Source organism: Aeromicrobium sp. (assembly GCF_023146395.1).
GTDB lineage: Bacteria > Actinomycetota > Actinomycetes > Propionibacteriales > Nocardioidaceae > Aeromicrobium.
In genome coordinates, this window is sequence record NZ_JAGLCD010000004.1 from 273,850 (window position 1) to 286,416 (window position 12,567).

The 12,567-nt window shown below is 72.8% G+C and carries 10 protein-coding genes; all 10 read left to right on the forward strand.

What is annotated here, in order from left to right; genetic code table 11:
* The first annotated feature begins 9 nt into the window (after window positions 1-9).
* The 10 genes from cydB to KAG51_RS03385 all read left to right on the forward strand — a co-directional run bounded on the left by cydB (window position 10) and on the right by KAG51_RS03385 (window position 12,563).
* The gene (cydB, locus tag KAG51_RS03340) at window positions 10-1,002 is read left to right on the forward strand and encodes a cytochrome d ubiquinol oxidase subunit II (RefSeq protein ID WP_290580605.1); all 993 of its coding nucleotides are present in this window, start codon (window positions 10-12) and stop codon (window positions 1,000-1,002) included.
* Window positions 1,003-1,094: 92 nt separating this feature from the next.
* On the forward strand, window positions 1,095-2,681 hold the full coding sequence (gene cydD, locus KAG51_RS03345; RefSeq protein ID WP_290580606.1) for a thiol reductant ABC exporter subunit CydD: 1,587 nt from the start codon (window positions 1,095-1,097) through the stop codon (window positions 2,679-2,681).
* A complete protein-coding gene (cydC, locus tag KAG51_RS03350) occupies window positions 2,678-4,255 on the forward strand; it encodes a thiol reductant ABC exporter subunit CydC (protein WP_290580608.1) in 1,578 nt (525 codons plus the stop codon). The genes cydD and cydC overlap by 4 nt, the downstream gene beginning before the upstream one ends.
* 9 nt (window positions 4,256-4,264) lie before the next feature.
* On the forward strand, window positions 4,265-5,401 hold the full coding sequence (gene ftsY / locus KAG51_RS03355; RefSeq protein ID WP_290580610.1) for a signal recognition particle-docking protein FtsY: 1,137 nt from the start codon (window positions 4,265-4,267) through the stop codon (window positions 5,399-5,401).
* A 171-nt stretch (window positions 5,402-5,572) separates the two neighbouring features.
* Window positions 5,573-6,835: an ammonium transporter gene (locus KAG51_RS03360; RefSeq protein WP_290580613.1), complete on the forward strand. Its 1,263-nt coding sequence runs from the start codon at window positions 5,573-5,575 to the stop codon at window positions 6,833-6,835.
* 16 nt (window positions 6,836-6,851) lie between these two features.
* Complete coding sequence (locus KAG51_RS03365) at window positions 6,852-7,190, forward strand: P-II family nitrogen regulator (protein WP_290580615.1); 339 nt, start codon at window positions 6,852-6,854, stop codon at window positions 7,188-7,190.
* 13 nt (window positions 7,191-7,203) lie between these two features.
* The gene (locus tag KAG51_RS03370; protein ID WP_290580617.1) at window positions 7,204-9,492 is read left to right on the forward strand and encodes a [protein-PII] uridylyltransferase; all 2,289 of its coding nucleotides are present in this window, start codon (window positions 7,204-7,206) and stop codon (window positions 9,490-9,492) included.
* Between the two features lie 58 nt (window positions 9,493-9,550).
* A complete protein-coding gene (ffh, locus tag KAG51_RS03375; protein WP_290580619.1) occupies window positions 9,551-11,134 on the forward strand; it encodes a signal recognition particle protein in 1,584 nt (527 codons plus the stop codon).
* Window positions 11,134-11,943 carry an MBL fold metallo-hydrolase gene (locus KAG51_RS03380; RefSeq protein ID WP_290580621.1) on the forward strand — a complete coding sequence of 270 codons (810 nt, stop codon included), beginning with the start codon at window positions 11,134-11,136 and terminating at the stop codon, window positions 11,941-11,943. The genes ffh and KAG51_RS03380 overlap by 1 nt, the downstream gene beginning before the upstream one ends.
* Before the next feature lie 83 nt (window positions 11,944-12,026).
* Window positions 12,027-12,563: a gluconokinase gene (locus tag KAG51_RS03385; protein WP_290580623.1), complete on the forward strand. Its 537-nt coding sequence runs from the start codon at window positions 12,027-12,029 to the stop codon at window positions 12,561-12,563.
* The last annotated feature ends 4 nt before the right edge of the window (window positions 12,564-12,567 follow it).

Consider the following 12,567-nt stretch of genomic DNA (forward strand, 5'->3'; position numbering starts at 1 on the left):
GAGACCACCATGGAGCTCACGACCATCTGGTTCGTGCTCATCGCCGTCCTGTGGACCGGCTACCTCGTGCTGGAGGGATTCGACTTCGGGGTCGGCATGCTGATGCGCCTGCTCGCGCGTGACGAGAACGAACGACGGGTGCTGCTCAACACGATCGGTCCGGTCTGGGACGGCAACGAGGTGTGGCTCATCGTCGCCGGTGGCGCGACGTTCGCGGCGTTCCCGGAGTGGTACGCGACGCTCTTCAGCGCCTACTACGTGCCGCTGTTCGTGATCCTGGTCGCGCTCATCGTGCGGGCCGTCGGGTTCGAGTACCGGCACAAGCGGCCCGAGGCGCAGTGGAAACGCCGGTGGGACGCCGCGATCGTGTTCGGTTCGGTCGTGCCGGCGCTGCTGTGGGGCGTGGCGCTCGCGGGCATCGTGCACGGCATCCCGCTCGATGCCGACCACGACTTCGTCGGATCGCTCGCCGACCTGGTGACCCCGTACGCGCTCCTCGGCGGCCTGGTCACCCTGACGGTCTTCCTGACGCACGGGGCGTTCTTCGTCGCGCTGAAGACGGTCGGCGACATCCGCCACCGTGCTCGTGCGCTCGGTCTGCGGTGGGGAGCGGTGGCTGCGGTCCTCACACTCGCCTTCGTCGCCTGGACCGCGGGCCGCGACGGCGACCTGGCCGTCTGGATCGCCGCCGGCGTGGCCGTCGCGACCTTCCTGGCCGGGTTGGCCGCGGCGGGTGCCGGACGCGAGGGCTGGGCGTTCACGGGGACGGCGTTCGCGATCGCGGCGGTGGCCGCGATGCTGTTCCTCGCGCTGTTCCCGGACGTCATGCCCTCGACCCTGGCGACCGGCACGCTCACGACGACCACTGCAGCCTCCACCCCGTACACGCTCGAGATCATGACGTGGGTCGCGGCGGCCTTCACGCCGATCGTGATCGGGTACCAGGCGTGGTCCTACTGGGTGTTCCGTCGCCGCATCGGCGTGCACCACATCCCGTCATGACGCGCCAGCAGGTGGTGGGTGGGCCCCGGGCGGCAGGATCGGGCACCGGCGGGGGTGCCGGGCCCCGGGCGGCAAAAGCGGGCACACCCCCCGTGGATCCGCGGCTGCTGCGTCGCTCGGGCGGCGTGCGGCTCGTGCTGGTGGTCGCGGTGGGTCTGGCGCTGGTGGGGGCCGTGCTGCTGGTCGGGCAGGCGTGGTGGTTCGCCCAGCTCGTCGACGAGGCCTTCGCGTCCGCGCGGGTCGACACGGTCGCGCTCCTGCTCGCCGCAGGGTGCGTCGCCGCTCGCGGCGTGGTGGCGTGGGCGTCGGCCGGGGTGGCGGCCCGGGCTGCGGTGCGGGTCAGGGCCGAGCTGCGATCTGCCGTGGTCGCCGACGTCCTGGATCCGCGACGGCTCGGACCACGCCCGTCGTCGGGGCGGCTCACGACGTTGCTGGGTCCGGGGCTGGATCCCCTCGACGGGTACGTCGGTCGGTTCCTGCCCCAGCTCGTGGTGACGGCGCTCGTGCCGCCCGTGGTGGTCGCCGTGCTGCTCGTGGTCGACCCGCTCTCGGCCCTGATCGTGGGTCTCACGGTTCCCCTCGTGATCGGCTTTCTGGTGCTGGTGGGTCTCGCGACGAAGGATCAGCTCGACGCGCGCTGGGGCGAGCTCGCCCGACTGGGGCGGCACTTCTCCGACGTCGTGGGGGGAGTTCGCACCCTGGTGGTGCTCGGGAGTCGCCAGGACCGGGGTCTGGTCGAGGTGGGGGAGCGCCATCGTCGCGCGACGATGGCGGCCCTGCGCAGTGCGTTCCTGTCCTCGCTCGTGCTCGAGCTGTTTTCGACACTGTCGATGGCCCTCGTGGCGGTCGCGACCGGTCTGCGGATCGTGCAGGGCGACCTGGGTCTCGCGACCGGGCTGTTCGTGCTGCTCCTCGCGCCCGACGCGTATCTGCCGGTGCGCCGGTTGGGGGCGCAGTTCCACGACAGCACCGCCGGGGTCGCCGCGGCGCGCGAGGCGATGGATCTCCTGGAGTCACCGCGTCACACCGGGACGACGGTGCCCCCGGTCCGGCCCGCGATCGTCGTGCGGTCCCTGGTCGTGGCGCGCGACGGCGGCGCCCGCGTCAGCGTCCCGGACCTCACGGTGGGCCCCGGGGAGGTCGTGGCGGTCGCCGGACCGTCGGGCATCGGCAAGTCGACGCTCCTGGACGTGCTGCTCGGCCTCGTCCCTCCTGACGCCGGCGAGGTCGTCGTGGGCGGCGTCCCGATCGAGGAGGTCGACGTGGTCGCGTGGCGTCGCCGGGTCGCGTGGGTGCCGCAGGTCCCCGCCGTTCCTGCGGGGACGATCGCCGACGCGGTGCTGCTCGGCACGCGGGCGTCCCGGGGCCAGGTCGTGCAGGCGCTGGCGGACGCGGGCGCCGAGGACCTCGACCCGGACCGGTGGGTGCGCGAGGACGCCGGAGACCTCTCGGCAGGCGAACGTCGCCGGGTCGCGATCGCGCGCGCCCTGCTGCGGGTGCGCGCCGGGGCCGTGGACCTGCTGCTCCTCGACGAGCCGACCGCCGGACTGGACGCCGACCGGGAGGACCAGGTCCTGCGTGCGGTGCGCGGTCTCGGCGTCGCGACCCTCGTGGTCGCCCACCACCGACGCGTCCTGGACGCTGTCGATCGCGTCGTGGACCTGGGAGCGGCGCGATGAGGCGGCGCCTGGTCCTGGGAGCCACGCTCGCGGCGACCGCCCAGCTGGCGGCCACGGGGCTGCTGCTGACGTCGGCGTGGCTCATCGTGCGGGCGGCCGAGCAGCCGCCCGTGCTGTACCTGATGGTCGCGATCGTCGGGGTCCGGTTCTTCGGCGTCGGCCGCGCCGCGGCGCGGTATGCCGAGCGCCTGCTGACGCACGACGTCGCGCTCGAGGCGGCCGTCCGCACCCGGGTCGCGGTGTACCGGGCCGTGGCCCGTCTCGCGCCGCACGGACTCGACGGACGTCGCCACGGTGACGTCGTGCAGCAGGCGGTCGAGGACGTCGACACGGTGGGCGACCGGCTGCTCCGGATTCGCCTCCCGTGGTGGTCGGCCGTCACGGTCGCGGTGACGTTGGCCTGCGTCGTCGCGTGGGTCGCGCCCGTGGCCGGTCTGGTGGTCGCGGTCCAGGCGGCCGTGACCCTGGGGCTGCTGCGCGTCGCGGTGCCGAGGTGGTCGGGCGTCGCCGCCTCGTCGCCCCTGGCGGCCGACGTGACGGAGGCCGCGCGCTCGGCGGCGGAGCTGGTCGTGCTCGGCGTGGCCGGCGACGCGGTTGCCCGAGCCGGCACCGAGATCGACCGGTCGGCTCGCGAGGACCGGCGACGCGCCCGCGCGGGCGGCGGCGGGTCGGCGATCGTCCTGGTGCTCACGGCCCTCGCCTGCGTCGCGGTGGCACTCGTGCTCGCTCCGTTGGTCGCGACCGGGTCGGTCGCTCCGGTCCTGGTCGGGGTCGTGCTGCTCGCGCCCCTGGCCCTCGCCGATGCACTGGAGGCCGTCGCCGAGGCTGAGCGTCGACGTCCCGTCGTCGCGGCGGCGGAGAGCCGGATCGCCGCCCTCCTCGCCGCCGCGCCGGTGGTCGAGACCCCGGCTGAGCCGGTGGACCTTCCGCAGGACACGACGCTCGAGCTCGAGGACGTCACGATCGGCTGGCGGAGCGACCTCGTCGGCGGGCTCGCCTGGACGGTGCCGGCGGGGGCCGTCGTCGGCGTGAGCGGCCCGAGCGGCGGCGGGAAGAGCACGCTGGCCCTGACGCTCGCCCGGCTGCTGGCCCCGCGTCGCGGAACCGTCCGGATCGGCGGCGTCGACCTCGCCGATCTGCGTCCCGAGGACGCGCGATCGGTCGTCGGCCTCCTGGGGCAGGACGAGGCGATCTTCGACACGACGGTCCGGGAGAACCTGCGCATCGCCCGTCCTGCTGCGGACGACGACCAGCTGCGTGCCGCGATGGTGCGGGCCGGGCTCGACCTCGACCTGGACCGCAGCGTGGGGGAGCGCGGCGGGCTCCTCTCGGGCGGCGAACGTCAGCGGCTGGCCCTCGCGCGCCTGCTGCTCGGCACTCACCGCGTCCTGGTGCTCGACGAGCCGACCGAGCACCTCGACGCCCCGCTGGCTCGGGCGCTCGTCGACGACGTCGTGCGACTCGCCCCCGAGCACACCGTCGTGCTGATCTCGCACGATCCCCGCGTCCTGGAGCGGTGCGACACGGTTCTGGACCTGGGGCGCCACGGCGCCAGGGTCGGCGTCGTCGCCTAGGGTGAATCCGTGTCGACCGAGCTGCTGCTGATCATCGCCCTGTCCGCGATCGTCCTGTTCGCGCTCGTCGCGACGCTGCTGATGCGGCGGGGCGACGAGCTGCCTCCCACGGCCGAGTCCGAGCTGGAGACCCGGGAGGAGATCCTCCACCCGGAGTCGCTCGGCACCGGCGACGAACCCGAGCCTGAGCCCGAGGTCTCCGGCCCCGCGACCCTCGACCGACCGGAGGCCCCCGAGGGTCGCCTCGTGCGCCTGCGCTCGCGGCTGGCCCGGTCCAACTCCACCCTCGGCAAGGGACTTCTGGCGATCCTGGGTCGGGCCGACCTCGACCAGGCGGCGTGGGACGAGCTCGAGGAGACGCTGCTCGCCGCCGACGTCGGCACCGGACCCACCACCGAGCTCGTCGACCGGCTCCGCACCCGCCTGCGGGTGGAAGGCTCCACCGACCCCGAGCGGGCCCGGGCGATCCTGCGCGAGGAGCTCGTGGGCCTCGTGGGCCCCGAGCTCGACCGCTCGCTGCACGCCACGGGCGACGAGGGCCATCCCGGGGTGGTCCTGGTCGTCGGTGTCAACGGCACCGGCAAGACCACGACGGTCGGCCGGCTCGCGCGCGTGCTGGTCGCCGACGACCGGCGCGTGGTCCTCGGCGCGGCCGACACGTTCCGCGCCGCCGCGGCCGATCAGCTCCAGACCTGGGGAGACCGCGTGGGCGCTCCCGTCGTGCGTGGACCCGAGGGCGGCGACCCCGCCAGCGTCGGCTTCGACACCGTCAAGACCGGTATCGAGACCGGCGCCGACGTCGTCGTGGTCGACACCGCCGGCCGCCTGCACACCAAGGCCGGGCTGATGGACGAGCTCGGCAAGGTCAAGCGCGTCGTCGAGAAGCAGGCCCGGGTCACCGAGGTGCTGCTGGTGATCGACGCGACGACGGGCCAGAACGGCCTGACGCAGGCCCGCGTGTTCGGCGAGGTCGTCGACGTCACGGGCATCGTGCTCACCAAGCTCGACGGCACGGCCAAGGGCGGCATCGTCGTCGCGGTCCAGCGCGAGCTCGGGGTGCCGGTCAAGTTCGTGGGTCTCGGCGAGGGGCCGGACGACCTGGCCCCCTTCGATGCCGAGGAGTTCGTCGACGCGCTGCTCGGCTGACGGCTCCTCGACCTCTCCTCGACCGAGGCGAGCCGCTCGACCGTGCTACGTCACACGGCTGTAACAGTTCGCGTCGCCGGACGAAACGTGCGCTTCCTAGAGTCGCCGCACCGAGGAGCGGGGCGGGCCCGGCCTGCTCCGACCTGACTCACTGCGGAGGTCGAGGAATCGATGGACGGCTACTACGCCTTCATGCTGGTCGCGACGGCGCTCGTCATGCTGATGACGGTGCCCGCGCTGGCGCTGTTCTACGGCGGGATGTCACGCGCCAAGTCCGTGCTGAACATGCTGATGATGTCCTACGTCGCGGCGGCCGTGGTCGGTCTGGTCTACGTGCTGTGGGGCTGGTCGATGTCGTTCAGTGACGACGAGCTGCTGGGCGGGCTGTTCTCCAATCCCTTCACCCACTTCGGCCTCACGGGCGTGGGGGCCGACGAGCTGATCTACGTGTGCTTCCAGATGACGTTCGCGATCATCACGGCCGCACTGATCTCCGGGGCCATCGCCGACCGGGTCAAGCTGTCGGCGTGGGTCGTGTTCCTGCCGATCTGGGTCACGCTCTGCTACTTCCCCCTCGCGCACATGGTCTTCGGTCTGGGCTACCTGCACTCGATCTTCCCGGCCCAGGACTACGCCGGTGGCACCGTCGTGCACATCAACGCCGGCGTCGCCGGCGGCGTGCTGGCCCTGATCATCGGCAAGCGCCACGGCTTCGGCCGTGAGCCGATGAAGCCCCACAACCTGCCGCTGACGATGATCGGCGCCGGCCTGCTCTGGTTCGGCTGGTACGGCTTCAACGTCGGCTCCATCGTGTTCCTCGAGGGCGACGGTGGTCCGCTCGACACCGCCCAGTTCATGACCGAGACCGGCGTGACGTTCCTCAACACGACGATCGCGACGATGGCCGCGCTGCTGGCCTGGCTCGCGGTCGAGAAGATCCTGCACGGCAAGGCCTCCGCGCTCGGCGCCGCGTCGGGCATCGTGGCGGGCCTGGTCGCCATCACTCCCGCCTGCGGCGCGGTCGAGCCCGTCGGTGCCATCGCGATCGGCGCGCTCTCGGGCGCCGTCTGCTCCTGGGCCGTCGGGCTGAAGTACCGCTTCGGGTTCGACGACTCCTACGACGTCGTGGGCGTCCACCTGGTGGGCGGCATCATCGGCACGGTGCTGATCGGGCTGTTCTCCTCGGCCGCGGCCCCGGGCGGGATCGACGGACTCCTCTACGGTGGGGGACTGGGGTCCCTGGGCGACCAGGCCGGTGCCGCCGGCTTCGCGATCATCTGGACCGGAGTCCTCACGGCCCTGATCGCCGTGGGCATCCGGTACACGATCGGCTGGCGGATCGACCAGGACGACGAGGTCGAGGGCATCGACTTCGCCGAGCACGGGGAGTCCGCGTACGACATCGCCACGAACACCGGCAGCTCACACTTCTGAGAATCGGAGCACACGCATGAAGCTCGTGACCGCGGTCATCAAGCCGCACAAGTGGGAAGAGGTCCGCGAGGCCCTCGCATCGGCGGGCGTGGCGGGCATGACCGTCACCGAGGCCAGCGGCTACGGTCAGCAGAAGGGCCACACCGAGGTCTACCGCGGCGCCGAGTACGACGTGTCGCTGGTGCCGAAGATCCGCCTGGAGGTCGTCGTCGACGACGCCGACGTCCAGACCGTCGTCGACACCATCACCTCGGCGGCGCAGACCGGCAAGATCGGTGACGGCAAGGTCTGGGTCATCCCGGTCGACTCGGTCGTGCGGGTGCGCACCGGCGAGACCGACGAGGCCGCCGTCTGACACGATCGGGCCCGTGAGCGCCTCGACGCCCCGCGAGGGACTGCGGTCCGCACGCCAGGACCGCACCTTGGCCGTCGACCGGCTCGTGCGGTCGACGTACGTCGACCTCGTGCCGACCGGCGGTGACGCCCGGATCGGTTCCGGCGTCGCCGTGGTCGCGGTCGGCGGGTACGGCCGCGGTGAGCTGACGCCCTTCGGCGACGTCGACGTCGTCCTGGTCCACGACGACGAGATCGCGACCGAGGAGGTCGCGCGGCTCGCGGAGGGCCTCTGGTACCCGCTCTGGGATCGCGGGCTGCGGCTCGACCACGCGGTGCGGTCGGCCACGCAGATGCGCGAGGCGGCCCGCGGCGACTTCAAGGTCGCGATGGGCTGGCTCGACGCCCGGGCGGTCGCGGGCGACTCGGGACTCGTGCTGCGGCTGCGGTCCGAGGTGCTCGCCGACTGGCGTGCGGGCGCACGCCCCGCGATCGATGCGCTGCGGCACGACCGGTCCCGCCGTCAGCACCGGGCGGGCTGGCTCGCGTACGCCGCGGTGCCGGACCTCAAGGACGCGGCGGGTGGTCTGCGCGACGCCGTGGTGCTGCGTGCGCTCGTGGCCACGTGGCTCGTCGACGCGCCGCTGGGCGAGGTCGAGTCCCTGCGCAGCGAGCTGCTCGACGTGCGCGACGTCCTCCACGAGGCTGCCGGCCGGGCCACCGACCGGCTCGACCCCCAGCTCGCGGTCGATGTCGCCGAGCGCCTGGAGGTCTCACGGTCGGAGCTCCAGGTCCGGGTGCGTGACGCGGGTCGACGGCTGGACCATGTGGGCCGCCTGACCTGGCGCCGGCTCGACCAGACGCTCGCCCTGTCGGCGTCGCGCTCGTCGCGCGATCGGGCGCGGACCGTCCAGGTGGCCCCCGGCATCGGTCGCGACGGCGACGAGGTCGCCGGTGAGATCGTCCTGACCGGTGGCCCGGGTGCGCCTCGCGACGGTCTGCTCGCCCTGCGCGCCGCGGCGTTCGCGGCCAGGGCGGGGCTTCCGCTCAGCCCGTCGGCCGCCGCCGCGCTCGCGTCATCGGCCACCGACGTCGAGTGGGACGAGCGTGCCCGACGTGCCCTGGTCGGCCTCCTGACCGCGGGACCTGGGCTCGTCGACGTCTGGCACGAGCTCGACGTCGCGGGCCTGGTGGAGCGCTGGCTGCCGGAGTGGTCGGACATCCGGCTGCGCGGTTCGTCCTCGCCCGTGCACCGGTACACGATCGACCGCCACAGCGTCGAGACGTGCGTGCTGGCGGTCGCCCAGCTGCGCTCGGTCGAGCGCCCCGACCTGCTGGCCGTCGCGGCGCTCCTGCACGACATCGGCAAGGGGCGGCCGGGCGACCACAGCGAGGTCGGAGCCCCGATGGCGCGCGACATCGCCCTGCGCTGGGGCTTCGCGCCCGAGGATGCCGACGTCGTCGGCGAGCTCGTGCGGTGGCACCTGCTCCTGCCGACCGTGGCGACCCGCCGCGACATCGAGGACCCTGCCACGGCGGTCAACGTCGCCGAGATCGTCCGCACGGAGCGCTTCCTGGACCTGCTCGCGGGCCTGACCCGGGCCGACGGGGCGGCCACGAGCAGCGAGGCTCGGTCGCGGTGGCGACGAGGACTCATCGACGGACTCGTCGAGAAGGTCCGGGCCACGCTGCAGGGAGCGAGCGAGGTGGATGCCGAGTCCTACGAGGGCTGGCCCGACTCGCTGCCCTTCCCCGACCTGCCCAACGGACCGGGAACGGGAGACGAGGTGAGGGGCGACGTGGTCCCGCACCACGACGGTTCGCTGCTGACGATCGTGGCCCCCGACTCTCCGGGCCTGCTCGCGCGCGTCGCCGGTGCGCTGGCGCTGGCCGGCATCGACCTGCACTCGCTGCGCACCGTGACCCGTGACGGCCACGCGGTCTCGGTGTGGGAGACCCCGCGCGCCGACGTCGATCGCCAGCTCGTGCTCGAGCGGATCCGCCGGGTGCTGGCCGGGGACGTCGACCTGGACGTCCGGCTCGACCGGCCCGCCAAGGGCGATGACGATCCTCGGGTGCTCCTGGTGTCGCGGGCCAACCTGACGGGCACGATGCTCGAGGTCCGAGCCCTCGACCGGCGCGGTCTGATCTACCTCGTCGCCCGGGCCGTGCACGAGGCGGGCGCCTCGATCCGGTCGGCGCACGTCAGCACGTTCGGTGCCGAGGTGCGCGACGTCTTCTACCTCGTGGACGCCGGGGGAGACCCGCTCGACCCGACGCTCGCCGAGCACGTACGGGCGACCGTCGAGTCCGCGTTGGCCTGAACCCCTCGGCTAGGCTGATCGGGCTGTCCGACGCTCCACCCTGTACGTGAGGAACTCCGTGTTCGACTCCCTGCAAGACCGCCTGCAGTCCGCGTTCACCTCGCTGCGTGGCAAGGGCCGACTCAGTCCGGCCGACATCGACGCCACGGTCCGCGAGATCCGCCTGGCACTGCTGGACGCCGACGTCGCCGTGCCCGTCGTGCGCGACTTCGTCGCCCGGGTCACCGAGCGGGCGAACGGGGTCGAGGTCAGCAAGGCGCTCAACCCGGCGCAGCAGGTCATCAAGATCGTCAACGACGAGCTCGTCACGATCCTGGGCGGCGAGACGCGACGGGTCAGGTACGCCAAGACGGCCCCGACCGTCATCATGCTGGCGGGCCTGCAGGGAGCCGGCAAGACCACGCTGGCGGGCAAGCTCGGTCGCTGGCTCAAGGACAACGGCCACAGTCCGATGCTCGTGGCGTGCGACCTGCAGCGCCCGAACGCGGTCAACCAGCTCCAGGTCGTCGGCGAGCAGGCCGGCGTCACGGTCTTCGCGCCGGAGCCCGGGAACACCGGCGGGGGTCCCGGCCCTGGGGCGGGAACTGCATCCGTGGGTGATCCCGTCGCCGTCGCCACCGCCTCGATCGCCGAGGCGCGGCGCACCCTGCACGACGTCGTCGTGGTCGACACCGCGGGTCGCCTCGGCATCGACGCCGAGCTGATGCAGCAGGCGTCCGACATCCGCGACGCCGTCGACCCGGACGAGGTCCTGTTCGTCATCGACGCGATGACGGGCCAGGACGCCGTGCAGACGGCGCAGGCGTTCGCCGACGGCGTCGACTTCACGGGCGTCGTGCTGACCAAGCTCGACGGTGACGCCCGCGGCGGCGCCGCGCTGTCGGTGCGTCAGGTCACGGGTCGCCCCATCATGTTCGCGTCGTCGGGCGAGAAGCTCACCGACTTCGACGTCTTCCACCCCGACCGCATGGCCTCGCGGATCCTCGACATGGGCGACGTCATGACGCTCATCGAGCAGGCCGAGAAGGCGTTCGACGCCGACGAGGCGGCCAAGGCGGCCGAGAAGCTCGCCGGCGGGGCGTTCACCCTCACCGACTTCCTCGCCCAGCTCGAGGCCATCGCGAAGATGGGTTCGATGACCAAGATGCTGGGGATGCTGCCCGGCATGGGGCAGTTCAAGGACCAGATCGCCGCCCTCGACGACAGCGAGCTCGACAAGGTCAAGGCGATCATCCTCTCGATGACGCCGCAGGAGCGCGAGAACCCCAAGATCATCGACGGCTCCCGACGCGCGCGCATCGCGAAGGGTTCCGGACGCCAGGTCAGCGACGTCAACCAGCTCGTGACCCGGTTCTTCGAGGCGTCCAAGATGATGCAGCAGATGGCCAAGGGCGGCGGAGTCCCCGGCATGCCGGGCATGCAGGGTCTGCCGGGCATGCCCGGCAAGCGGGCGGGCGCACGCCAGAAGCCGCAGCAGAAGAAGAAGGGCAAGCGCACGTCCGGCAACCCGGCGAAGCGCGCCGCGGAGGCCAAGGGCAAGGGCACCGCCGCGGCCCCCGCCGACGGTGCGGGCGCCTTCGGCTTCGGCCAGGACGCGCCGACCGACTTCGAGCTGCCCAAGGAGCTGCGGGACCTGCTCTAGTGCGGGTCCGGCTGCTGGGCACGGGTTCGGCCGACGGGTGGCCGCAGGCGTTCTGCCGGTGTGAGTCGTGCGCGGCCCAGCGAGCCGGAGGCGTCATCCGGGTACCGACCAGCGCGCTCGTCGACGACGTGCTGCTGATCGACGGCAACGCCGACAGTCCCGGTGCGGCGACCCGGGCGGGAGGCGACCTCGCCGAGGTCCGGCACCTGCTCGTGAGCCACGCCCACGTCGACCACCTCGCTCCGCAGCTGTTGCTCTTCCGGTCGTGGGTCGACGACGGTCCGCTGGACGTGATCGGCCCGGCGGCCGTGCTGGACGCGTGCCGGCCGTGGGTCGCGCCCGACGCCCCGGTGCGGTGGGTCGAGGTGCACGCCGGTGACGCGATCGACCTCGGCACGCACCGCGTGCGCGTCCTCCCGGCGAACCATCGCGTCATGGCGCCCGGCGACGCGGTGCTCTACGACGTGACCGCGCGTGACGGCGGGCGCCTGCTGTGGGGCTGCGACACGGGCCCGTGGGACGACGCCTGGGTCCGCGCCGTCGCGGAGGCGGACTACGACGTCGTGGTGCTCGAGGAGACCTTCGGCCTGGCCACGGACGTCTCGGACGGGCACCTGCACCTCGAGTCCTTCGCCGAGCTCGTCGCCGCGCTGCGTGGGGTCGGTGCCGTGAACGACTCGACCGACGTGGTCGCGGTGCACCTCAGCCACCACAACCCGCCCGAGACCGAGCTGCGGGCGCGACTTGCCGTGGTCGGTGCCCGGCCCGGACGCGATGGTGAGGCGTTCTCCACGGCCGACCGCGCGTGAGCGCAAGGGGCGACCGATCCCGGGAGTCCCGCTTCGTCGCGTCTCGTCCTGCCGACCGCCGTGTCGGGGCGTACGGTCGGGCCATGGACGACCAGGAGCACGACGCGCCGCTGATCGTGGCGATGGGCATCTCGGGCACCGGCAAGTCAGCGGTCGGGAACGCGGTCGCCGACCGGCTCGGCCTGCCCTACGCCGACGGGGACGACTACCACCCGCGCTCCAACATCGAGAAGATGTCGGCCGGCACGCCCCTGACCGACGAGGACCGGTGGCCGTGGTTGGAGCTCGTGGGCCAGTGGCTCGCCGAGCACGCCGCGGGCGGCGGCGTCATCAGCTGCTCGGCGCTCAAGCGGTCCTACCGCGACGTCCTGCGCGGCGACGCGGAGCGCGTCATCTTCCTGCACCTAGAGGGCGACCACGACCTGATCCAGGAGCGCATGGAGAAGCGTGACCACTTCATGCCGGCCAGCCTGCTGGAGTCCCAGGAACACACCCTCGAGCCGCTGCAGGACGACGAGTGCGGCTGGTCGTTCGACATCGCGCCACCGATCGAGCAGATCGTCGACGCCTTCGTCGAGCGGGCGGGGCTGCAGGCGCTCGAGCGCGAGGACCACGCCTAGGCCG